A 21,491-nucleotide genomic window follows, 5' to 3' on the forward strand; every position below is an offset into this window, starting at 1 on the left:
TAATCATTATCACTCGCTTTTTAGATGCTTTATGAGGTTTTAAATGAAAGGATTGGCGTTTAGCGCAGCTTTAGGGATGTCTTTGTGGTCGATGACGGCTCAAGCAGAAGTTAAAATAATTGAAGATGTATTGGGTCGCTCCGTGCAAGTGGATGTGCCAGCAGAGCGCGTGGTACTAGGATTTTATGCTGAAGACTACATGGCAATTGGTACTGAGAAGGCCTTTGATCATGTGGTTGGGATCTCTAAAGATACTTGGCAAGCCTGGCGCCCCGCGAGTTGGCAGTTGTACACCGACTATCGCCCATCACTAAAAGCCATTCCAGATGTGGGTGAAGTTGAGTCGCAAACCTTCTCCGTTGAAAAAGTTCTGAGCCTAAACCCCAGTGTGTTGTTATTGGCTGACTGGCAGTATAAGGGCCTTGGAATGGATGTAGACGCCATTGAAGACGCCGGTATTCCGATTGTGGTGGTGGATTACAATGCTCAAACCTTGGAGCGTCACTTAAAAAGTACTCAGATTATCGGTGAATTAACTGGCCAGGAAGCACGCGCCGCGAAAATTGCTGATGAGTATCAGACGGTGGTTGAGCATATTCACGACACTATCGCCAAGGCCAAGTTACCAAAACCACGTACTTACGTAGAGTTTGGGAACCAGGGTCCTAGTGAGTATTCTTTCACCTATGGTAAAAATATGTGGGGCGCGATGGTCACCAGCGCGGGTGGCGATAACATTGCCGCGCCATTCATCGAGTGGTGGGGACCAATCAATCCAGAGCAAGTATTAGCCTCCAACCCGCAAGTGATCTTCATTACGGGCACCGAATCGGGCAAAAAATCGGATGCTATGGTGATGGGTCAAGGGATTGCTCAATCGCTGGCGGTAGAGCGTCTTAAAGGCTTCACTCAACGTGCTGGCTGGGAAAGCCTGGACGCTGTCAAGAACAAACGTCTGTTCGGTATTTACCAAGGTGCATCGCGCACCATCCTTGACGGCAGCATGCTGCAATTTATTGCAAAAGCGCAGTACCCTGAGCTTTTCAAAGCACTCGATCCGGCACAAAATTATCTTGATTTTTATCATAAGTATTTGCCTGTAAGTCCTAAAGGCAGCTTTGCCGTACAAATGACTGATTAATGCTAGCATCCAGCCTCATTGCAGATGCGGTCAATCACCAACGTCGCTCGGAAAAGCGGCGTTGGTGGGTTTTGGCCGGCTTACTGCTGTTACTGGCATTTTCCTTTTTGCTGGATATTGCAACCGGACCTTCATTACTGGGCCTGACGGATGTGTTTCGGGCCTTAATGGAGGGGCTTGGTGCGCCTGTTGAGGTGACCACTACCACTAAAGTGATCGTGATGAATCTGCGTTTGCCCATCGCCTTAATGGCGGTTGTGGTTGGTGGATCTCTGGGGGTGGGTGGCGCTGAAATGCAAACCTTACTCAATAATCCGATGGCCAGCCCTTATACCTTGGGGATGGCGGCTGCAGCGGGTTTTGGCGCCGCCTTTATGTTGTATCTTGGCGGCTTGGGTTTACATTCGCAAATCGCGGTGCCGCTGGGTGCCTTCGCCTGTTGCATGTTATCGGCAAGTTTGTTGTTTGGCCTGGCGATGATGCGACATATCACTTCCGGTCAATTAATTCTGGCCGGCATCGCCTTGCTATTTTTGTTTCAGTCGCTGCTTTCCTTGGTGCAATTCATCTCATCGCCGGAATTAAGCCAGCAAATTTTGTTTTGGTTATTTGGTAGTTTAACCAAAGCCAATTGGACCAATTTTCTAATCACCGCCATCGTAACGCTGATTTGTGTCGCGGTGTTGCTGAAAGATGCCTGGCAACTAACAGCGCTTCGCTTAGGGGAAGAACGGGCGAAGAGTCTTGGCGTGAATGTGGCTCGCTTGCGTATTAAGACTCTGATTATAGTGGCCATTATGACCGCAACCGCTACCAGTTTTGTTGGCATTATCGGCTTTATTGGTATTGTGGCGCCTAACATTGCCCGTATGCTGGTGGGTGAAGATCAGCGCTACTTCTTGCCATTATCATTTTTGGTGGGGGCATTTTTGCTGTCCAGCGCCTCGGTGTTGTCGAAAGTGATTGTACCCGGCGCTTTATTCCCCATCGGTATTGTAACCGCGATTATTGGTGTGCCGTTTTTCTTTTGGTTGATTATGAGTAAGAGGCGCTAAGCATGCTGGAAGTCCGTGAATTATCTCTGGCATTTGATGACTTAGTGTTGGCTGATCGTCTTAGCTTTTCGCTGGCCGCCGGAAAGACCCATGTGATTATTGGCCCCAATGGGACCGGTAAAAGTTCCTTGCTAAAAACCTTGTTTGGTGACATTCAGCCACAAGGCGGAGAAGTACTGTTTGAGCATACCCGGTTGACCAAGTCCAACTTGAATCCTTGGCGCCAGCAGTTTGGCTATATGCCGCAGGATATTCGTCTGGATGTGGGTTTGAGTGCCTTAGAGGTGGTGTTGTTGGGAAAAATGAGTGCACTTTCCCTCAAACTAGACGATTCCTTGCTCGAGCAAGCCTTACAGGCTCTGGACGCCATTGGTTTATTGCACTTGGCAAATCGCGATGTGCGAACCTTGAGTGGCGGCCAATGCCAGATGGTTTTGTTCGCTCAGGCTTTGATGCGTCAGCCTAAGATTTTAATGCTGGATGAGCCGGTGAGCGCTTTGGATCTACATTTTCAGCAAGTGCTACTGAACCATCTCGACCAGCAAACCAAAGCCAAGCACTGGGTTTCACTGATGATCCTGCATGACCTTAATCTGGCGGCGCAGTATGCCGACAACTTATTGGTGTTGAAAGATGGTCACTTGATTGCTCAGGGGGCACCAAAAGATATTTTGTATCCAGAGCTAATTGATAAAGTGTACGGGGTAAAAGTAGACATTCAACTGGACAGTTTAGGGGCGCCGTTTATTCGAACGCGACGGCCCGGTCACGCAGCCGTTCACGGATAAAAACCATCAAATAAAATCGATCGAAGGAAATGAAGATGTCGAGTAAATACCTTATTTTGGCCCTGTTGGCATGCTTGTCTGTCAGTCCGCTGTCGGCAAAGGAATGGCAGGTTAAAATGTTGAGTTATGGGGACGCCGGTTCGATGGTATTTGAGCCCGCTTTTTTGCAGGCGGAAGTTGGCGACAGCGTTACTTTTGTTCCCAGCCAGTCAGGACATTTTGTTAAGTCTTATGTGGTGCCGGAGGGCGCGTCGGGCTGGGCCTCTAAAATGGATCAAGCTTATACCATTACGCTGGATCAACAGGGATTGTTTTTGTATTACTGCCCACCACATTTAATGATGGGCATGGTAGGGTTGATTCAGGTTGGTGAGGCGGTGAATAAAGCCACCTTTGAACAAAAATATCCGCGTTTACGTGCCAAAGTGGCACTCAGCCCAGAGCGAGTGGATGCTGTTGTTGCCCAGATCAAATAGTCGATGAAAGCAAATCATTTGCTGGCCGACTGGCAAGGCTTGTCAGCTGCCAGTCGTGTATTGGTGATTAATGGCTTTAGCTTTAATCTTGGCTTCTATATGTTATTGCCGTATCTGGCAGATCATTTACAGCGTTCGCTTGGTTTGTCGCCTTGGTACGTTGGTCTGGTGATTGGCTTGCGGGTATTTAGTCAGCAGGGCATGTTTCTGGTGGGCGGCACTCTCGGCGATTATTTCGGTTACAAGCGCCTAATTCTGGCTGGCTGCGTGGTACGGGTGGCTGGTTTTGCTCTATTAGGCGTCGCCGAAAGCCTTCCCTGGTTGTTACTCGGCGCCTTTTTTACGGGGTTTGCCGGAGCGCTCTTTACCCCATCCAGCAACGCCTATCTGGCTTATGAGGCGCCCGATCTGGCGCGTCGAGACCGGATTTTTGCGCTGCAAAACTGGACCAGTGAAGCGGGCATGTTGTTAGGTCCCTTGCTGGGCATTCTTTTGGTCGCCAAAAATTTTATGTGGGTTGGCTGCTCTGCCGCCGCGATTTTTGCGATTTTGTTTTTGATCCAATGGCGCTACCTACCCAAATTAGCGGCTCAGGCAAATCGTGAGCAGGGAGCCCAGCCTTTTTGGTTGCAGTGGCGGTCGATGTTACAGCATCGGCATTTCATGGGCTTTATTGGCTTTGCCTGCGCCTTTCAGTTGTTGTTTCATCAATTGTATTTGGCACTGCCCAATGAGGTGCAAATGCGCGGCCTGAATTCAGATGTGATCACTTGGGTATTTATGACCTCTTCGGCACTGGGGATTGGCTTACAGATGCCTATCAGTCGTTGGGTGGCTCGAAATATTGGTCCGGCCGCGGCGATGGGCATCGGTTTAGCCCTAATGGGCCTGTCCTTTTTGTGGTTTTTAGTCAGTGTCTCTTCTTGGCAGGCCGCCAATTTTATCGCTTATGCGGTGATGTTTAGTTTCGGCTCGATGCTGGTTTTACCCCTACTGGGCTCCTATGTGGCCCGTTTTTGCAGCGCAGCTGAGCTAGCCAGCCATTATGGTTTATATGCCTGTATTGGCGGGGTTGTGGCCTTGCTTGGTAACGTTGCTGTGGGTTGGTTGTTAGACGTCGATGCTTTACCGCGCCAGTCGGTTTGGCTCGGGCTAGCGTTGATCGGTTGTTGCTCGGGCTTTGGCCTGTATCGACAGGTTCGTCATTTACCTTAGTGTTAGAGGTGGATTGGTGATTGATTTGGCAGGATCAGCATGGCGAATGACTCGATTGCGGTGTGCTAACCGCCACGACTATAAATGAGCGCTCGTCATTAGCATTCCGATTGTTGCTTAAGCCGTAGTTGCCTATTGCAAAGAAATGTAAATTTTATATCTATTTAAAGTCAAAGATATAAAAATCATTATTTTAGTTAATTTTATATGGAGTAAAGGGCAAGGATTTAGATAGTTTTTGACGAAATTTTCAGTCATTAACTCTTAGCTTTTTCGACTTTGATGACAAAAACACGACAGAAAGATTAAAGCTTAAGCACTATGGTGGTTTGCTAATCAATTTTGTTCTCATTCACACACCATTCGCTCATTCAAATGACTCAATATCGACTGTAATTACAGGCTTGCAGTGAGTATTTAGTTCCTAATTAAGGCTTAGGCGCATGTTGCGTCGAGCAAGTATTCAGCCATTTTTGCAGTCAGGAGATTTATGCATGACTAAAGTATTTAAATCATTCCGTTTTACTTTGCTCGGTTTAGCGGTGGCGTTTTCCCTTCTTGCTTGTGACACTGAAACAACCAAGGCGAAACCTGCAGCGGCTCCAGCGATGCCTGCGGTTACTGTCGATGCGGTTGTCATCAAAACCCAGCCTATAGAGTTAGCAACCCGTCTTCCGGGTCGCACCAGTGCTTTTCGGGTTGCAGAAGTTCGGCCACAGGTGGAAGGGATTGTTTTGCAACGCTTGTTTGTTGAAGGCAGCACGGTCAAAAAAGGTGATGTGTTATTTCAAATTGACCCTGCAAGCTATGAGGTCGCGTTAGATAGTGCTCAAGCGACGCTTGCTTCAGCGCGAGCGGTACTCGAAAGAGCAGAGCTACAGCTGAATCGTTATCAAGCTTTGATAAAAAAACGAGCGATCAGTCAACAAACTTACGAAGATTCCCAAGCGAGTTATCGTGAGGCGGTGGCATCGATTATGTCAGCTAAAGCGGCGGTTAAATCGGCGCAAATTAATTTAGATTATACCAAGATTAAGGCCCCTATCTCGGGTCGTATTGGCTTGTCGGCGGTGACTGAAGGAGCCTTAGTGACCGCAAATCAAACAACTTATTTGGCGGTGATTAAACAGCTGGATCCTTTGTATGTAGACATTTCTCAGTCTAGCTCTGATTTGATGAAACTACGCAGTAATCATCCTCTGGGTGAAAAAACACTGGGTGCGATTCAGTTGTCGCTGGACGATGGGACACCAGTTGCAGAACCAGCAAGCTTGCAATTTGCGGATGTGAGTGTAGACCAAGAAACAGGCACGGTGAATCTTCGCGCCTTGGTACCTAACCCCGATTTGTTGTTATTACCAGGCATGTATGTTCGGGCCGAAGTCCCCACCGAGACTCGTGCTGAAGCGATTCTGGTGCCGCAGCGGGCGGTTAGCCGGGATGTGACCGGACGCGCTCATGTGATGTTGGTGAATTCAAAAAATGTAGTTGAAGATCAAGTGGTTGATGCAGTTCGAGTGGTGGGAACTCAGTGGTTGATTGATGCTGGCTTAAGTGTGGGCGATCAGGTGATCGTGAATGGCCTACAAAAAGTGAAACCCGGAAGTGCAGTGCAGCTGAATATCTTAGCACTTGATGAAGGACAGTAAACTATGGCTCGTTTTTTTATTGATAGGCCCATTTTTGCATGGGTAATTGCCATTGTTATTATGTTAGCGGGGGTGTTATCGATTACGTCACTACCGGTGGCGCAATATCCGACAATCGCTCCGCCAGCGGTGAGTATTTCTGGGAATTATCCAGGCGCTTCGGCACAAACCGTAGAAGATAGTGTGACGCAAATTGTCGAACAAAACATGAATGGTATTGATAATTTATTGTACATGTCATCGACCAGTGATTCTTCGGGACGCTTCTCTACCACCTTGACCTTTGCGTCAGGCACCGATCCAGATATTGCGCAAGTACAGGTTCAAAATAAGCTTAGTGTGGCGGAGTCTTTACTCCCGACTGCAGTGGTGAATCAAGGGATCTCGGTTGCCAAATCATCCAGTAGCTTTTTGATGGTGATCGGCTTTTATTCCAAAGACGGTAGCATGAACAATATCGACTTGGCGGATTATGTCGTCTCTAAGGTGAAAGATCCTTTGAGTCGAACCGAAGGGGTTGGTGAACTGCAGGTATTTGGTTCTCAACATGCTATGCGTATCTGGCTCGATCCACATAAGCTGAATAAATATAGTTTAACGCCAGTTGATGTGACCAACGCTATTAGCGCGCAAAACACCCAGGTATCGGTGGGTGAATTAGGCGGCGCTCCTTCGGTGCCGGGTCAGCAGCTGAATGTGACCGTGACCGCGCAAGGGCGTTTGTCATCGGTGAAGCAGTTTGAAAACATTCTATTAAAGGTAAATAGCGATGGCTCGCAAATCCGCTTAGAAGACGTTGCGAGAGTGGTGTTGGGAGGGGAAAGCTATGCTTCGGTGGCGCGTTATAATGGCCACTATGCAACTGGCTTGGCGATTACTTTGGCTAGTGGGGCGAATGCCTTGGATACTGCCGAAGCGGTGACAGCAAAAGTTGCTGAGTTGCAGAAATTTTTCCCTGAATCCTTGGAAGTGGTATATCCCTACGACACCACGCCATTTGTCAGAATTTCTATTGAAGAAGTCGTGCAAACGCTCTTTGAAGCCATTGCATTGGTATTCTTGGTGATGTTCTTGTTCCTCCAAAACTTTCGGGCGACCTTGATCCCAACTATTGCGGTTCCTGTTGTGTTATTGGGAACTTTTGGAGTGATGGCGGCATTTGGCTTCTCGATCAATACCTTAACCATGTTTGGCTTGGTTCTGGCGATTGGCTTGTTGGTCGATGATGCGATTGTGGTGGTAGAGAACGTGGAACGGGTGATGGCCGAAGAAGGCTTGTCTCCGCGTGATGCCACGCGAAAATCGATGGGACAAATTACTGGTGCACTGGTGGGGATTGCTCTGGTGTTGAGCGCAGTATTTGTACCAATGGCCTTCTTTGGGGGCGCTTCAGGCGCGATTTATCGACAGTTTTCTTTAACGATTGTGTCGGCCATGGTGTTATCGGTGATCGTTGCGATGGTGTTAACCCCGGCGCTATGTGCAGCGTTGTTAAAGCCGGTCAGTGAAGGCGCGCATACCCCTAAACGTGGGCCTTTAGCCTGGTTTAACCAAGGCTTTAATGCCAGTACCCAAAAATATCGAGGGGTAGTGCAACGTGGTGTACATCAAAAAATCCGCTACGGGATCGTTTATATTGCGGTGATTGCTGCCTTGGCTTCGCTGTGGAATAAATTGCCAACGTCATTTCTTCCCGAGGAAGATCAGGGGGTATTGATGGCGATGATTCAACTACCTACTGGTGCTACTCGTGAGCGGACCATGGCAGTATTGGATAAGGTTCGGGGGCACTTTCTCGAGGGTGAAAAGGACGCCGTGGAGTCGGTGTTCTCGGTGGCTGGTTTTAGTTTCGCGGGCAGTGGTCAGAATATGGCGATGACTTTCGTGAAGCTGAAGGATTGGGATCAGCGTACCAATCCAGGGCTATCGGTGAAGGCGATTATAGGTCGAGCTTGGGGGGCTTTATCTCAGGTGAAAGAAGCCTCGATATTTGCCTTTAATTTACCGCCAATCCCTGAATTAGGCACCGCCAGTGGTTTTGATGCTTACCTGATTGATGAAGGTAATTTAGGTCACGAAAAAATGATCCAGGCGCGTAATCAGTTACTGGGGATGGCTGCTAATAATCCGAATTTAAACGCGGTGCGACCTAACGGCATGGAAGATGCCCCTCAATTTCGAATTGAGATTGATTATGAAAAAGCCATGTCAATGGGCGTTGCGGTGAGTGACATCAATAGCTCTTTGCAAACCGCTTGGGGTTCTAATTATGTGAATGATTTCATTGATAATGGGCGGGTTAAAAAAGTATATGTTCAAGCAGATGCGCCATTTCGTATGAACCCTGACGATTTCTTGTTATGGCATGTTCGTAATGCCAACCATGAAATGGTGCCGTTTAGCGCATTTGCAAGCACTCATTGGAGCTATGGTTCACCACGTTTAGAGCGCTTTAATGGGTCACCAGCTCTTAATATTCAAGGTGCGGCAGCGCCGGGTAAGAGTACTGGTGACGCGATGGATGCGATTGAAGCGATTGTAAGTCAGTTGCCGCAGGGAGTGGGTTTAGCTTGGAATGGCGTGTCTTACCAAGAGAAGCAAAGTGGGGCGAACTCGGCCTTGCTATATTCGATCTCCTTGTTGATCGTATTCCTTTCTTTGGCGGCCTTATATGAAAGTTGGAGTGTACCATTCTCGGTGATAATGGTGGTGCCACTAGGGATTTTTGGGGCAATTATTGCTGCAACTTTCCATCACTTATCCAATGATGTGTATTTCCAAGTTGGGCTATTAACAACAGTGGGATTGTCGGCGAAAAATGCCATTCTGATTGTTGAGTTTGCGAAAGCACAATATGACCAAGGGATGGACCTTATCGCTGCGACCGTAGAAGCTTGTCGGATGCGTTTACGCCCAATTATCATGACTTCTATGGCCTTTATTTTAGGAGTATTACCTTTGGCCTTAAGTTCTGGTGCTGGGGCTGCTAGCCGTAACGCGATTGGTTGGGCGGTTGTTGGTGGTATGATTTCAGCCACGGTACTCTCGATATTTTTTGTCCCAGTGTTCTTTGTTTTGGTGATGCGTCTATTTCGTACCCAGCCAAACACTATTCAGCAAACAGCGGGAATTGAGCAGACTACAGAGGATAATTAATTGAGTAGGCCGGCGCACTTATTGGAATTGATAGTGCTTTAAACTAATTTTGTTCGACATGTTTTCAACACCATCAGCTTGGCTGATGGTGTTTTTTTATGCGAAAACGATAGCCATGGATAAATTTCTCGCGGGTCGTTGATGACGCTCGCCAGCGCGTAGGAGTCGATTTCCCTGTGTTTGATTGTTGAGTACGGTCAAAGAGCCTGCTATAACATTTGCTGGTGCTGATATGATGGAATGATATTTTTGGATAAATTTGATCAACAGATTGTTGCATTGTTGGTAGATAATGCCCGTATGCCGGTGAGTCAAGTTGCCCGTGAAGTGAGCCTGTCGCGTTCGGCGACCGCTGAACGGATCCATAATTTAGAAAAGCATGGGATCATTAAGGGTTATCATGCAGAGCTTGGGCATGGCGACCAGTCACCGTTGATTGCAGCGCATTTTGAATTACGTTATAACGAACATCATTGTGAAGCCTACGCGGCGTTTATGCGAAAAATTCCTGAAATCAAACGTTGTCAGTCGATCAGTGGCGATGTGGATATGTTGCTCTATGTAGAGGTGGAGTCGATGGCTCGTTTAGAGGCGATTCGTCTGCAGTTGGAGCAGATGGAAAAAATGGTGATGGTTCGCACTCACATGGTATTACGCGAAATGTTTAATCGTTAACTTCATATGGATCAAGTGATTGTGGGCTTTCATCTGGATGAGCAGCAACATTGGATTGCAAAACTCGCCTGTGGTCATAGCCAGCATTTACGGCATCAGCCACCATGGCAAAATCGTGCTTGGGTGTTCGATCATCACGCTCGCTTAAGTCGCCTAGGTCAAACCTTGTACTGTACCAAATGCCTCAAATCGGTTCCTGCCGATTGGATTTAATCATTATTTCAATTTCATCGATCGTTTTCAGTTGTTTCCCCGTTATAAGCATAGGATTAGGCTGTAAGGTAGATTGTTATGCGATTGGCGCAAGGCAGACATCGACGCTATTTACTTCTCATCGTTTTACTGGCTGGCCTATTCGGTTGTGCTCGTGATGATGTGGGTGCTTATGCTGCAAACCACCCACAATTGCTACTGAAAGATTTTTTCAATGGTGAGTTAACCGCACATGGTATTGTCAAAAACCGAGATGGTGAATTAATCCGCTATTTTAATGTTAGCATGCAGGCCCGTTGGGATGAGCAGGGGCAGGGAACACTTGATGAACACTTCGAATTTGATGATGGGGAACGACAACGGCGGATATGGACTTTACAGCCGCAGGAAGATGGTCGTTACCTCGCCAGTGCTAATGATGTGAGTCAACCAGTAAGCATGCGGATCTCCGGCAATGCGTTGTTTATGGAATATGTATTAAGTTTGCAATACCAAGGGAAGCCTTTGGACGTTAATGTGAAGGACAAAATGTATTTGGTGAACCCACGTACCATCATTAACGAATCGCAAATCAGTAAATTTGGTTTTACGCTTGGCTCTGTGAGCTTGGTGATCCAGAAGCTGCCTTGAGCACAAAAGCTAATTAAATAAAGTAAATACCTTGTTAATTTCTAGTAAACTAGACTAGGTATTATGAATAGCATCATTTAATAAGAGAGAATTGGATGTCGAATGTGTCTAATCTAGCGCCTCTGGCGAGCAGTTTTAGTTTAGATCCTGCCCTGATTACGATTACTAATTTGCGGCTTCGTACCTTTATTGGTTTTAATCAAGAAGAGCTGAGTAAACAACAAGATGTGGTGATTAACGCAGAAATTCGTTATCAGGCTAGCCAAGCCTGTGTCGCGGATAGTGAAGATTTGGCGCTGAACTACAAGCTGATCACCAAAGCGATGATTGCCCATGTGGAGCAGGGGCATTTCAGACTGCTCGAAAAATTATGTGCCGATTTGCTGAATTTGGCGATGAGTGAACCAAGAGTGATTAACGCACGGATTACGGTGGATAAACCGCATGCCTTGCGGTTTGCCGATTCGGTATCGGTGACTCTATCGGGCACTCGTAATGCCGATTAAGGTTAGTGAAATTCACGCGCCAGTTTTGATTACTGGTGCTGGACAGCGACTCGGATTAAGCATTGCTAAAGACTTGTTAGCTCAGGGCTATCCGCTTCTGATTAGCTACCGTAGTGAAACCGCTGGTGTTGCCGAGCTACGTGAACTGGGGGCGGACTGTGTGGCGGCCGATTTTAGCCAAGATGCCGGTATTCAAAGTTTTATTACTTATGTGTTAAACCATTATTCGGTGTTGCGGGCGGTGATCCATAACGCTTCGCAGTGGTTAAAAAATGCAGCTTTAGACGATGAACATGAGTTGATACGTCAGATGTGGTGTGTGCATGTGACGGCTCCGTATCAGATGAATTTGGCCTTCGAAAGTCTATTAAATCAACAGCATCAGACTGGCGAGACCAGCGATATTATTCATTTAACGGATTATGTGGCAGAAAAAGGCAGTGCCAAACATATCGCCTATGCTGCCAGTAAAGCTGGTCTGGCCAACTTGAGTCTCTCTTTTGCTGCTCGGCTCGCGCCTGCCGTGAAAGTTAATAGCATTGCGCCTTCGTTATTGATGTTTAATCAGCACGATGACGCAGCCTATCGTCGTAAGGCATCGGCCAAATCGCTGATGGCGAAAGAAGGCGGCGCGGCTGAAGCGGTCGCCGCGGTGAATTTTATTATGAACAGTCAATATTTAACGGGTCGCTGCATTGCTTTAGACGGCGGTCGTCACCTCGTTTAATGTGAATAGCCCAGCATGGGCTTGACCTATCAAGACAATCTAAAGGAAGTGATTATGAAAGTAGCGTTAGCCGAAAAAAAATTTAGCAAAGACGCTTGCTTGTCACCGGAGGCAATTCAAGTACGCCAAGCCTTGATTGCAAGAGGTATCGAAACCCCCTTGCTAGAAAATCAGTTAAGCAACGAGCAAAAGTACCAAAAAATAAAGGCTTCATTAACTGAGGTGGTGAGTACTCTGGGTTTGGATCTTCGTGATGATAGTTTGGCGGAAACGCCGCATCGGATTGCTAAAATGTTTGTGGATGAAGTGTTCTCAGGCTTGGACTATTCGCGTTTTCCCAAAATTAGCATCATTGAGAATAAAATGGCGGTGGAAGAAATGGTGAAAGTTGCCGACATTTCCTTTACCAGTACCTGTGAACATCATTTTGTGACCATCGATGGTTTGGCGAAAGTGGCGTATATTCCCAAAGATAACATCATTGGTTTGTCGAAAATTAATCGTATTGTTCGTTTCTTTGCCCAGCGTCCGCAGGTGCAGGAGCGTTTAACCCAGCAAATTTTAGTTGCTCTACAAAGCCTATTAGGCACCGAAGATGTGGCGGTTTCGATGGTCGCGACCCATTTTTGCGTGAAGGCGCGAGGGGTGATGGATGCAAGTTCTTCTACCCAAACCTCTGCTTTTGGTGGTCAATTTAAGTCGAGTCAATCCACGCGTAGAGAGTTCTTGGCCTAAGGCCCGGATTTAGTGATTAATTTTACCGCTATTTTTGATTTGACTGATGAAGCAGCCCAAAGCAGGGTGATGTATGACATGGGGGATGTCTAAACAACGCTTCATTTTAAAGCAAAATTCAGCGTTGCTGTTCAAGGCACCTTGGTGAAGGTGTTTTCCCCTATTGCCTATTACAACAGGGGAACATTCAGTTTATTTATTGCCTGAAGTACTGCTTGCAGGTTTCGCGAAACGTTTACTCTTGGCTGTACCACCAGTATGTCGGCGATTTTTCCCAACTGGCTTATTGCCGCGGGCATTTTCACTCGAGCGTTGTCCGTCTTGGTGTTCAACGCGTGGATTTCTCGGTTTTTTGGGTTTTTTCGGTTTTATTGGGCGACCGTCTAAGCGAGTCGGTGGTAGCACGACACTCGGCTCAAAACCGGCCACTTCTTTACGCTCCAATAGTGCTCCAGTTAAGCGCTCGATACCACTCAGATCGGCAACTTCATCGGCACAGACCAATGAGATGGCTTGACCAGTCGCGCCTGCGCGACCCGTTCGACCGATGCGATGTACATAGTCTTCAGATACATTCGGTAAATCAAAGTTGACCACTTGTGGCAGTTGGTCAATATCCAAGCCGCGCGCCGCGATGTCGGTGGCGACTAAGACTCTTACTTCACCACTTTTAAAGTTGGCTAAAGCTTTGGTGCGTGCACCCTGGCTTTTATTACCATGAATTGCCGCTGCACTGATGTTTCGCTGTTCCAGATGTTTGGCTAAGCGATTCGCTCCATGCTTGGTTCGGCTAAATACTAAAACTTGCTGCCAGTCATTTTGTTTGATGAGTTGGGTCAATAAGCCTGACTTCTTGCTTTTATCAACAGGCACGATCCATTGCTCGACCGTTTTGGCTGCCGCATTACGCGGCGTCACAGAAATTTCGACCGGATCTTTTACCAAGCTCTTGGCTAGCGTGCGAATTTCATTGGAGAAAGTCGCTGAAAACATTAAGGTTTGACGCTGTTTGGGCAATAAAGCCAGAATTTTTCGAATGTCATGGATGAAGCCCATGTCCAACATCCGGTCAGCTTCATCAAATACGATGACTTCCAGTTGTTGGAAGCGAAAGGCATTTTGCTGGTATAAATCGAGTAAACGGCCTGGCGTTGCCACTAAGACATCGGCGCCACGACGTAGTTTTTGCATTTGCGGGTTAATTTTAACACCACCAAATACCACGGTAGAGCTTAAAGGTAAGTTCTTACCGTAAGTGGCGACACTTTCACCAACTTGAGCCGCTAACTCGCGGGTGGGCGTTAATACGAGTGCTCGCACCTGATTGGCTCGGGCTTTTGGCCCCTTGGATAATATTTCTAACAGCGGCAAAGTGAAGCCGGCGGTTTTACCGGTACCGGTTTGCGCGGCTGCCATGATGTCTTTACCTTCTAAAATCACAGGAATAGCTTTGGCTTGAATGGCTGAAGGTGTGTCGTAGCCTTGTTCGGCAACGGCTTCAAGAAGGGGTTTGGATAAACCCAGGGAATCAAAGCTCATAGAAAATTGTCTCTTGTGGTAAGTGGTTAAAACATGGCCGCCGAATTGGCTGGGCGTGCAGCTTACAGCAAGTTCGCCAAGAGCGCCATCCTTGCAGTTACTGATGCAAGGTTTTGCCATTGATTATGGCAGCCGCAACCGACTCTGTCTTGTTTTCCCCGGCTGATGGAGTCGCGTTGGTCGCTGTTGATGGGAGCTTGGCTTGTAATTGAGCAGATTTTCGGCATAGTGAAAACTATTAAGTGAAGTAAGGAAGATAGTTACAGTATGAAAATTTGGGTTGATGCCGATGCCTGTCCGGTGGTGATTAAAGAGATTCTGTTTCGGGCTGCCGAACGTATGCAATTACCGTTGATTTTAGTGGCTAATCAATATATTAAAACGCCGCCTTCGAAGCTGATTAGCTGTATTCAGGTGAGTGCAGGTTTTGATGTAGCGGATAATGAAATTGTGGCGCGGGTAGCACCGGGGGATTTGGTAATTACCGCTGATATTCCTTTAGCCGACGAGGTGATTAGTAAGCAAGCGCAAGCCCTGAGTCCACGGGGTGAACTGTATACGAAAAATAATATTAAAGGGCGGCTGAATATGCGGGACTTTATGGATACCTTGCGTTCCAGTGGGATGCATGCAGGAGGCCCTGCGGCGATGAATCAATCGGACCGAAAGGCTTTTGCCAGTCACCTTGATAGAATTTTGGCTCGTTACCTGCGCGAGTCGCCGACGAAGCCATCGTGAGTGTCAGTCGCGATATTATAGTTGACTCGTTTCAGCGTTGATTTTGATAGCAAATATGAAAAGGAGGAGCAAATGGGAAAGCAGTTTGTGTCGATGAGTCATCAGCATATTGAGTTTATTGAGCAACAACAGCTATTTTTTGTTGCCACGGCAGCCGCACAAGGCAAAGTGAATGTTTCACCCAAGGGAATGGATTCTTTTCGGGTACTCAATTCGCAACAAGTGCTTTGGCTTAACTTGACTGGTAGTGGTAACGAAACCGCAGCCCATGTGCAGCAGCTGCCTCGGATGACAGTGATGTTTTGCGCCTTTCAGGGGAAACCGTTGATCCTTCGTTTATATGGTCAGGCGACGGCTATTCACCGTGCTGATGAGGCTTGGCAAGACTATATCTCGATGTTTCCTGCACAAGCAGGCGCTCGCCAAATATTCTTGCTAGAGATAGAGATGGTGCAAGGTTCTTGTGGTCTATCAGTCCCATTTTTTGACTTTGTGGGACCGCGAGATGAGTTAAGTTCGTGGGCTGAAAAACAAGGCGAAAGAGGTATTGAACAGTATTGGGCTAAGAAAAATCAACGCAGTCTCGATGGCGTGGCTACCCATATTGTCGACTTATCTAAGCCAGCCACTTAAGCTCAAATCGACTTATCTAAGCCAACCACTTGAGCTCAAATTATCATTTGAGCTGTAAGTAATTTTTTAACGTTGTAGTTCTTTATTTGGTGCTTCAATGTCTAATAATGGGGACGCATCAATTTCTTCGGCATTCATCATCGCTGCAACGTGTTGTAACGAGGATAAGATCTGAGTTTTTTCCCAGTCGTTCAAATTTTCAAAACGCTTAATAAATTGCTCGTGTAATAGCGGTGGAACCGTGGTTAATATGTCCATGCCTCGCTCGGTGAGCCGTGGGTTGACGATGCGTCGATCGGTCGCGCTACGAACGCGTTCAATAAGCAGCCGTTCTTCCAAGCGATTCAGGATGGTGGTAACCGTGGCCTGGCTTAACGAGACTTGGTCAGATAGCCGCTTTACCGTTACTGTGCCTAATTCTTCAATTGCCCTGAGGACCATCACTTGAGGAATTGTTAAGCCACAGGCTTTTACAATGCGTTTCGACTGTAAGTCAGTCGCGCGGATAATTTTTCGAAGCGAGATGAGAACATCTTGCCAGTACGCTGATTTTTCCATGGTCACCGAGCTTTTTGATTTTTGCCTAGTATATCCCATACTTAGCCTACAGGGTATGTTCAGCTATTCGTTTGAACTCTAATTATTAGAGATGTATTATTAGCGCCACTAACTGAGGCATCAAGGAAGGAAATAATCATGAAATTTAGATACGCAGCATTGCTGTTAGTCTGTGGTTTTGTTCAGGCAGAAGAGGATTGTGGCAGTGTAACCATTGCCGATATGAATTGGAGTTCTGCATCGCTGATCGCCAATGTAGACAAGTTTATCCTTGAGCAGGGGTATGGCTGTGAAGCGGAGCTAGTTCCTGGTGATACAATGCCAACCACAGTTTCGATGATTGAAAAAGGCGAACCTGATATTGCGCCAGAGTTGTGGACCAACTCGGCCAAGGATGCCTTGGAACGCGGGGTCGCCGAAAAACGCATTCGTTTTGCTGGACGTTCGCTCTCCGATGGCGGAGAAGAAGGTTTTTGGGTTCCACAATATATGGTTGACCAATACCCTGAACTGGCCACTATCGAAGGCATTAAGCAACATGCCGATTTATTCCCACATCCTGAAAGTAAAGAACTTGGGGGATTTTATGGATGTCCGGCGGGCTGGAATTGCCAAATTTCATCTGGGCATCTATTTACTGCTTTGGCGCTAGAAAAGTCGGGCTTTGAATTAATTGATCCTGGTTCGGGTGCTGGTTTATCTGGCTCTATCGCAAAAGCCTATGCACGCAAGCAGGGTTGGTTTGGTTATTATTGGGCACCTACGGCGGTATTGGGAAAGTACAAGATGGTCAAAGTTGACCTTGGTAGTGGTATCGATGAGCAAGAGTTTTTGAGCTGCACCACACAAGAAGACTGCGTTAATCCTAAAGTGACGATGTACCCACCTTCTGCGGTGTACTCGGTGACGACCGAAAGTTTTGCCAGCAAAGCACCACAAGCTTATGGATATATTACTAAGCGAGCGTTTAGTAATGCCCAAATGAATCAATTATTGTCATGGATGGAAGACAATCAAGCTGATGGTGATGCTGCTATGTATCATTTCTTAAGCGAATTTCCAGAGACTTGGAAAGCTTGGGTTTCACCCGAAGTGGCTGCAAAAGTTAGTCAAGCGCTAGCGAGTATGTAATTGATTGTTTTATAGGCCAGCCTCAGCTGGCCTTTTTCATTTATTAAGAGGTAGTTTTATGGCGGATTCGTCGTGGCTGGATAGCTTTCCACAAATGAGCCGAGCCGATCTTATTATGATACGCAAAGGCCTAGATGGGGCATATCGAAGTTTTTCCCGAGAGTATGGCGAGGCCATTGAGTCGTTTTTCGATCCCTTACTACAATTTTTAGTGTGGTTCGAAAAATTACTTATCAACACACCATGGTGGTTAGTTTTATTGGTTTGCGCGGTGTTAGTTTATCTGGCCAGCCGTTCTTGGAAACTGGTGATCGGCAGCGTGGTATCGCTATTGCTGGTGGGATATTTTGGTATGTGGGAAGACATGATGCGTACCATGAGTATTATTACCGTTTGCACCATGCTGGCGATTGCTTTAGGGATCCCCATTGGGATCGTAATGGCGCGCTCTAATCGTGCGCAAGCCATCATCACCCCAATGCTTGATGTGATGCAGACGCTACCAGCCTTTGTGTACTTGATTCCGGTGGTGATGTTGTTGGGTATTGGTAAGATTCCAGGTGTTATCGCCGTGGTTATTTATGGTATTCCTCCGGTCATTCGCCTCACTAATTTGGGGATCCGTTTAGTAGATAAAGAGGTTTTGGAAGCGGCCACGGCCTACGGCGCTAACGCTTGGCAGAGGTTATTTGGGGTGCAAATACCCTTGGCGATGCCAACGATTATGGCGGGTATAAACCAAACCATTATGATGGCTTTATCGATGGTGGTGATCGCTTCCATGATTGGGGTGAAGGGTTTAGGCCAACCCGTACTGAAGTCGATTACGAATCAGTACTTTACTCTAGGTCTACTCAATGGACTGGCAATTGTTGCGCTGGCAATTATTTTCGACCGGACCTCTCAGGCTTATGCCAAGCGTACTCAAGCGCATTTACAAGGACTCAAACATGACTAAGTCGCTAATTAAGATTGAAGGCTTATATAAGTTGTTTGGGGAAAATGCGAAGCAAGTGATGTCGATGGTTGAGGCTGGCAAGTCTAAGGACGAAATCCTCGCTGAAACTGGCCATACTCTAGGTTTGAAGGATATTAATTTAGAGATCAAACAGGGTGAAATTTTCGTAATTATGGGGCTTTCTGGCTCCGGGAAGTCGACCTTAATTCGTCATTTTAATCGTCTGATAGACCCGACTAAAGGGGTGATTAGTATTGAAGGCACCGACGTGATGAAGTTAAGCCCTAAGCAGTTGCAGGACTTCCGTCGCCATAAAATGTCGATGGTTTTTCAACGTTTTGGTTTAATGCCTCATCGCAGTGTGATTGAAAATGTCGCCTATGGTTTAACGGTGCAGGGGCTTGCTAAAGAACAACGTTTGGCGAAGGCGCAGCAATGGCTAGATACCGTCGGTTTAAGTGGCTATGAGCAACAATATCCCTCACAGTTATCGGGAGGACAACAGCAGCGGGTTGGTTTGGCGCGGGCCTTGTGTACCGATGCTGAAATCTTGTTGATGGATGAAGCCTTTTCTGCCTTAGACCCTTTGATCCGTAGCGAGATGCAAGATCAGTTGATCGAGTTACAAGAAAGCCTGCATAAAACCATCATCTTTATTACTCATGACTTGGATGAGGCCTTGCGTCTGGGAGATCGGATCGCAATTTTAAAAGATGGAGAAGTGGTGCAGCAGGGCACGCCAGACGATATCTTATTGAATCCGGCCACCGATTATGTAGAAGCCTTCGTGAAAGATGTGAACCGTGCTCGAGCCTTAACAGTGGAGACGGTTATGCAGCCTCCCGCGCGTCGAATTACTGCCGATACCATTAGTGAAGCCTTGATGCAGATGAAAAAGATCAAAGGCGACTATGCCTATCACGTGACGGAGGAGGGTTATCAAGGAATCGTCACCCAAGACGCATTGGAGGCTGCCTCGAAAACCCATGGTGATGCCTGCTTTACGTCGAGTGAATGTGAATATCAAGATGTCCCGACAATTTCTCCGGATGCGGCGATTGAGAGTGTGCTCACCGATTCTTTAGAAACGAGTTATTCGCTGCCAGTGGTTGATGATGAAGGGAACTTAAAGGGCGAGCTTACCCGTCGCTCGGTGGCAGAGGTATTTGCCGACTCGGATTCTGAAGCGAGTTCGGTAAAATAAAGTCTTCTCGTTCAACTACAGGTACTGTTCTCCGAATATGGCTTCTGTTTTACTAGGGGCTGTTGAACTTGGGAATTTGTAGGTTCGAGATTACCGCTCACTATCCAAGATAATGCCCTAAGTTTGGTCATACTGAGTCTACGGGAGAATGTAGTCCAGAGTTTTAGTATTGTGCCAATCGCGGCAAATCATGATCTGGAAGTGAGCCAAATTATCGAGCATGCAGGCTTGGAGTTTGGCGCTGTGGGGGAGGGATTTGGTCCTTCCGACGCAGAAGTGAAGTTCATGAGCTAGCACTATCGTCAGCCAAAAGCAGGTTATTGGGTCGCTTTGGTCGATGGTCAGGTCGCTGGATGCGGTGGTATTGCTTGCTTGGATCCAGCGAATGGCAGCTGTGAACTACGCAAGCTATTTGTATCAGCGCACTATCGTGGCCGGGGGATTGGGAAGGCTTTAGCGCTGCATTGTCTTCAATTTGCGACGGAGCAAGCTTATCAACAGTGCTATTTAGGTACCTTGAGTAGCATGAAGTCGGCAATTCACTTATACACTTCTTTGGGATTTAAACGATTAGTGGAGCCCTTTTGCGGTAGCATTCATGATGGCTGTGATGTGTGGATGCTAAAGTCCCTAGCAATGAATGCAGATAAAAATTTTATATCCGCCTGAGTCGTGAGAAACACGCCAGTGATGAATCACCAGCGTGTTTGTTGTGGTGTTTAAGCTAGGGCCAGTACTTCATCTAAATTGATGATTTCTAATATGCCACTCCAGATTTCTCCTTCTTCACTGTTCATGTAGCAGAAGCCATTTAGCCAACCTGCTTTTTGTTAGTAAAGTCAGTGAATAGCGGCTTGGATTGCTCTGCGTTACCCTATTGAAGGTACTTTGCTTGTGATTGTGAGGTGCTTTGTTTAAATTGTGACTTTATTATCTGGCTTTTAAGTCTTTGGAGTCGTCATGATACGAAGCGTTGAACCGCAGGATTTGGCGCAAATGTGTGCCATTTATAACCATTATATACGTAATTCAGTTGCTACCTTTGAAGAACATGAAGTGAGTTTGGAGGATTTCAGTCAGCGCATCGAAAAAATTACCCAGCGTTTTATTTGTTTAGTTTATCAAGGGCAGGATAAGGTCTTGGCTTATGCCTACGTGAGTCCTTGGAAGGAGCGCAGTGCCTATCGTTTTTCAGTAGAAAGTTCGATCTATGTTGCCGCGGATGCTGCTGGTCAAGGTGTCGGTCGAGCACTTTATCAGCAACTCATTGAGACCCTGAAAGATTATCCTGTGGCTACTATTTTAGCTGGAATATCCTTGCCTAATCCTGCCAGCATTGGCTTGCACCAAGTTTTGGGTTTTAAAAATGTGGCTGAAATTGAACGGGTTGGACGCAAATTTGGGACTTGGATCAGCGTTGCTTACTGGCAGCGACATATTAAAACCGAGCAACAACTGCTGCAGCTAGAAGCAAGTACGGATCTGGAACCTTAACCATGTCTGAAATTAGTTTTTCTAAACAACACAAAGATATTTTGGTCGCTAAGGTCCAAGCATATTGTGAGCAACAGCTGAATCTCGAGATAGGCCAGTTTGATGCTGAGTTTTTGCTCGATTTTTTCTCCGAAGAGCTTGGCGCATTCTATTATAACCAAGGTTTGCAAGACGCCCAAACAGTGGTACAGAGTCGAGTTGATAGCATCAGCGATGCACTGTATGAAATTGAGAAACCCACTAAGTGGTAATGGATGAGGAGTGAAGCGT

General features: G+C 46.9%; 23 protein-coding genes. 21 read left to right on the forward strand and 2 right to left on the reverse strand.

What is annotated here, in order from left to right:
* Positions 1-43: 43 nt before the first annotated feature.
* From ACRRS1_RS00545 to folE, 13 genes are all read left to right on the forward strand, one after another.
* Positions 44-1,141, forward strand: coding sequence for an ABC transporter substrate-binding protein (locus ACRRS1_RS00545; protein ID WP_432455152.1), 1,098 nt, complete (start codon positions 44-46; stop codon positions 1,139-1,141).
* Positions 1,141-2,196, forward strand: a complete 1,056-nt coding sequence (locus tag ACRRS1_RS00550) for a FecCD family ABC transporter permease (RefSeq protein WP_432455151.1) — start codon at positions 1,141-1,143, stop codon at positions 2,194-2,196. The genes ACRRS1_RS00545 and ACRRS1_RS00550 overlap by 1 nt, the downstream gene beginning before the upstream one ends.
* A gap of 2 nt (positions 2,197-2,198) precedes the next feature.
* On the forward strand, positions 2,199-2,984 hold the full coding sequence (locus ACRRS1_RS00555) for an ABC transporter ATP-binding protein (protein WP_432455150.1): 786 nt from the start codon (positions 2,199-2,201) through the stop codon (positions 2,982-2,984).
* 35 nt (positions 2,985-3,019) lie between these two features.
* Positions 3,020-3,460: a pseudoazurin gene (locus tag ACRRS1_RS00560; RefSeq protein ID WP_432468596.1), complete on the forward strand. Its 441-nt coding sequence runs from the start codon at positions 3,020-3,022 to the stop codon at positions 3,458-3,460.
* Between the two features lie 3 nt (positions 3,461-3,463).
* Positions 3,464-4,675 (forward strand): MFS transporter, encoded by a 1,212-nt coding sequence (locus tag ACRRS1_RS00565; RefSeq protein WP_432455148.1) that lies wholly within the window; start codon positions 3,464-3,466, stop codon positions 4,673-4,675.
* A 494-nt stretch (positions 4,676-5,169) separates the two neighbouring features.
* On the forward strand, positions 5,170-6,324 hold the full coding sequence (locus ACRRS1_RS00570) for an efflux RND transporter periplasmic adaptor subunit (protein ID WP_432455147.1): 1,155 nt from the start codon (positions 5,170-5,172) through the stop codon (positions 6,322-6,324).
* A gap of 3 nt (positions 6,325-6,327) precedes the next feature.
* A complete protein-coding gene (locus ACRRS1_RS00575; protein ID WP_432460606.1) occupies positions 6,328-9,480 on the forward strand; it encodes an efflux RND transporter permease subunit in 3,153 nt (1,050 codons plus the stop codon).
* 240 nt (positions 9,481-9,720) lie between these two features.
* Positions 9,721-10,155, forward strand: coding sequence for an Lrp/AsnC family transcriptional regulator (locus tag ACRRS1_RS00580; protein ID WP_432464155.1), 435 nt, complete (start codon positions 9,721-9,723; stop codon positions 10,153-10,155).
* Positions 10,156-10,161: 6 nt separating this feature from the next.
* On the forward strand, positions 10,162-10,368 hold the full coding sequence (locus ACRRS1_RS00585; protein ID WP_432455144.1) for a DUF3565 domain-containing protein: 207 nt from the start codon (positions 10,162-10,164) through the stop codon (positions 10,366-10,368).
* A gap of 78 nt (positions 10,369-10,446) precedes the next feature.
* Entirely contained in the window at positions 10,447-10,998 is a 552-nt protein-coding gene (locus ACRRS1_RS00590) for a DUF3833 domain-containing protein (protein ID WP_432468595.1), read from the forward strand.
* 95 nt (positions 10,999-11,093) lie between these two features.
* On the forward strand, positions 11,094-11,504 hold the full coding sequence (gene folX, locus ACRRS1_RS00595) for a dihydroneopterin triphosphate 2'-epimerase (RefSeq protein ID WP_432455142.1): 411 nt from the start codon (positions 11,094-11,096) through the stop codon (positions 11,502-11,504).
* Positions 11,494-12,231, forward strand: coding sequence for a dihydromonapterin reductase (folM, locus tag ACRRS1_RS00600; RefSeq protein ID WP_432468593.1), 738 nt, complete (start codon positions 11,494-11,496; stop codon positions 12,229-12,231). Before folX ends, folM begins: the two co-directional genes overlap by 11 nt.
* Positions 12,232-12,285: 54 nt before the next feature.
* On the forward strand, positions 12,286-12,966 hold the full coding sequence (folE, locus tag ACRRS1_RS00605) for a GTP cyclohydrolase I FolE (RefSeq protein WP_432455140.1): 681 nt from the start codon (positions 12,286-12,288) through the stop codon (positions 12,964-12,966).
* Positions 12,967-13,158: 192 nt separating this feature from the next.
* Here folE and ACRRS1_RS00610 read toward each other — a convergent pair whose 3' ends face one another.
* Positions 13,159-14,505 carry a DEAD/DEAH box helicase gene (locus ACRRS1_RS00610; RefSeq protein ID WP_432468592.1) on the reverse strand — a complete coding sequence of 449 codons (1,347 nt, stop codon included), beginning with the start codon at positions 14,503-14,505 and terminating at the stop codon, positions 13,159-13,161.
* 267 nt (positions 14,506-14,772) lie between these two features.
* Between ACRRS1_RS00610 and ACRRS1_RS00615 the strand changes: the two genes are divergently transcribed.
* Positions 14,773-15,243: a YaiI/YqxD family protein gene (locus ACRRS1_RS00615; RefSeq protein WP_432468590.1), complete on the forward strand. Its 471-nt coding sequence runs from the start codon at positions 14,773-14,775 to the stop codon at positions 15,241-15,243.
* Positions 15,244-15,315: 72 nt separating this feature from the next.
* Positions 15,316-15,876: a pyridoxamine 5'-phosphate oxidase family protein gene (locus ACRRS1_RS00620; protein ID WP_432468589.1), complete on the forward strand. Its 561-nt coding sequence runs from the start codon at positions 15,316-15,318 to the stop codon at positions 15,874-15,876.
* 66 nt (positions 15,877-15,942) lie between these two features.
* Here the strand turns inward: ACRRS1_RS00620 and ACRRS1_RS00625 are convergent, their stop codons facing one another.
* Positions 15,943-16,434: a MarR family winged helix-turn-helix transcriptional regulator gene (locus ACRRS1_RS00625; protein ID WP_432455136.1), complete on the reverse strand. Its 492-nt coding sequence runs from the start codon at positions 16,432-16,434 to the stop codon at positions 15,943-15,945.
* A 138-nt stretch (positions 16,435-16,572) separates the two neighbouring features.
* Here ACRRS1_RS00625 and ACRRS1_RS00630 point away from each other — a divergent pair, with 138 nt between their 5' ends.
* From ACRRS1_RS00630 to ACRRS1_RS00655, 6 genes are all read left to right on the forward strand, one after another.
* Complete coding sequence (locus ACRRS1_RS00630) at positions 16,573-17,565, forward strand: ABC transporter substrate-binding protein (RefSeq protein ID WP_432455135.1); 993 nt, start codon at positions 16,573-16,575, stop codon at positions 17,563-17,565.
* A gap of 58 nt (positions 17,566-17,623) precedes the next feature.
* On the forward strand, positions 17,624-18,523 hold the full coding sequence (locus tag ACRRS1_RS00635) for an ABC transporter permease (protein ID WP_432455134.1): 900 nt from the start codon (positions 17,624-17,626) through the stop codon (positions 18,521-18,523).
* Complete coding sequence (locus tag ACRRS1_RS00640; RefSeq protein WP_432460610.1) at positions 18,516-19,727, forward strand: quaternary amine ABC transporter ATP-binding protein; 1,212 nt, start codon at positions 18,516-18,518, stop codon at positions 19,725-19,727. The genes ACRRS1_RS00635 and ACRRS1_RS00640 overlap by 8 nt, the downstream gene beginning before the upstream one ends.
* A gap of 330 nt (positions 19,728-20,057) precedes the next feature.
* Complete coding sequence (locus ACRRS1_RS00645; protein ID WP_432455131.1) at positions 20,058-20,396, forward strand: GNAT family N-acetyltransferase; 339 nt, start codon at positions 20,058-20,060, stop codon at positions 20,394-20,396.
* A 291-nt stretch (positions 20,397-20,687) separates the two neighbouring features.
* Positions 20,688-21,221, forward strand: a complete 534-nt coding sequence (locus tag ACRRS1_RS00650; RefSeq protein ID WP_432455130.1) for a GNAT family N-acetyltransferase — start codon at positions 20,688-20,690, stop codon at positions 21,219-21,221.
* A 2-nt stretch (positions 21,222-21,223) separates the two neighbouring features.
* Positions 21,224-21,472, forward strand: a complete 249-nt coding sequence (locus ACRRS1_RS00655; RefSeq protein ID WP_432464157.1) for a DUF2164 domain-containing protein — start codon at positions 21,224-21,226, stop codon at positions 21,470-21,472.
* Positions 21,473-21,491 lie beyond the last annotated feature (19 nt).

Source organism: Agarivorans sp. Z349TD_8 (assembly GCF_050870825.2).
Taxonomy (GTDB): domain Bacteria; phylum Pseudomonadota; class Gammaproteobacteria; order Enterobacterales; family Celerinatantimonadaceae; genus Agarivorans.

Bases quoted from the DNA above. Each gene is read 5' to 3' on its own strand.
- ACRRS1_RS00545 (WP_432455152.1), top strand. From the start codon at position 44: ATGAAAGGATTGGCGTTTAGCGCAGCTTTAGGGATGTCTTTGTGGTCG.
- ACRRS1_RS00550 (WP_432455151.1), top strand. From the start codon at position 1,141: ATGCTAGCATCCAGCCTCATTGCAGATGCGGTCAATCACCAACGTCGC.
- ACRRS1_RS00555 (WP_432455150.1), top strand. From the start codon at position 2,199: ATGCTGGAAGTCCGTGAATTATCTCTGGCATTTGATGACTTAGTGTTG.
- ACRRS1_RS00560 (WP_432468596.1), top strand. From the start codon at position 3,020: ATGTCGAGTAAATACCTTATTTTGGCCCTGTTGGCATGCTTGTCTGTC.
- ACRRS1_RS00565 (WP_432455148.1), top strand. From the start codon at position 3,464: ATGAAAGCAAATCATTTGCTGGCCGACTGGCAAGGCTTGTCAGCTGCC.
- ACRRS1_RS00570 (WP_432455147.1), top strand. From the start codon at position 5,170: ATGACTAAAGTATTTAAATCATTCCGTTTTACTTTGCTCGGTTTAGCG.
- ACRRS1_RS00575 (WP_432460606.1), top strand. From the start codon at position 6,328: ATGGCTCGTTTTTTTATTGATAGGCCCATTTTTGCATGGGTAATTGCC.
- ACRRS1_RS00580 (WP_432464155.1), top strand. From the start codon at position 9,721: ATGATATTTTTGGATAAATTTGATCAACAGATTGTTGCATTGTTGGTA.
- ACRRS1_RS00585 (WP_432455144.1), top strand. From the start codon at position 10,162: ATGGATCAAGTGATTGTGGGCTTTCATCTGGATGAGCAGCAACATTGG.
- ACRRS1_RS00590 (WP_432468595.1), top strand. From the start codon at position 10,447: ATGCGATTGGCGCAAGGCAGACATCGACGCTATTTACTTCTCATCGTT.
- folX (WP_432455142.1), top strand. From the start codon at position 11,094: ATGTCGAATGTGTCTAATCTAGCGCCTCTGGCGAGCAGTTTTAGTTTA.
- folM (WP_432468593.1), top strand. From the start codon at position 11,494: ATGCCGATTAAGGTTAGTGAAATTCACGCGCCAGTTTTGATTACTGGT.
- folE (WP_432455140.1), top strand. From the start codon at position 12,286: ATGAAAGTAGCGTTAGCCGAAAAAAAATTTAGCAAAGACGCTTGCTTG.
- ACRRS1_RS00610 (WP_432468592.1), bottom strand. From the start codon at position 14,505: ATGAGCTTTGATTCCCTGGGTTTATCCAAACCCCTTCTTGAAGCCGTT.
- ACRRS1_RS00615 (WP_432468590.1), top strand. From the start codon at position 14,773: ATGAAAATTTGGGTTGATGCCGATGCCTGTCCGGTGGTGATTAAAGAG.
- ACRRS1_RS00620 (WP_432468589.1), top strand. From the start codon at position 15,316: ATGGGAAAGCAGTTTGTGTCGATGAGTCATCAGCATATTGAGTTTATT.
- ACRRS1_RS00625 (WP_432455136.1), bottom strand. From the start codon at position 16,434: ATGGAAAAATCAGCGTACTGGCAAGATGTTCTCATCTCGCTTCGAAAA.
- ACRRS1_RS00630 (WP_432455135.1), top strand. From the start codon at position 16,573: ATGAAATTTAGATACGCAGCATTGCTGTTAGTCTGTGGTTTTGTTCAG.
- ACRRS1_RS00635 (WP_432455134.1), top strand. From the start codon at position 17,624: ATGGCGGATTCGTCGTGGCTGGATAGCTTTCCACAAATGAGCCGAGCC.
- ACRRS1_RS00640 (WP_432460610.1), top strand. From the start codon at position 18,516: ATGACTAAGTCGCTAATTAAGATTGAAGGCTTATATAAGTTGTTTGGG.
- ACRRS1_RS00650 (WP_432455130.1), top strand. From the start codon at position 20,688: ATGATACGAAGCGTTGAACCGCAGGATTTGGCGCAAATGTGTGCCATT.
- ACRRS1_RS00655 (WP_432464157.1), top strand. From the start codon at position 21,224: ATGTCTGAAATTAGTTTTTCTAAACAACACAAAGATATTTTGGTCGCT.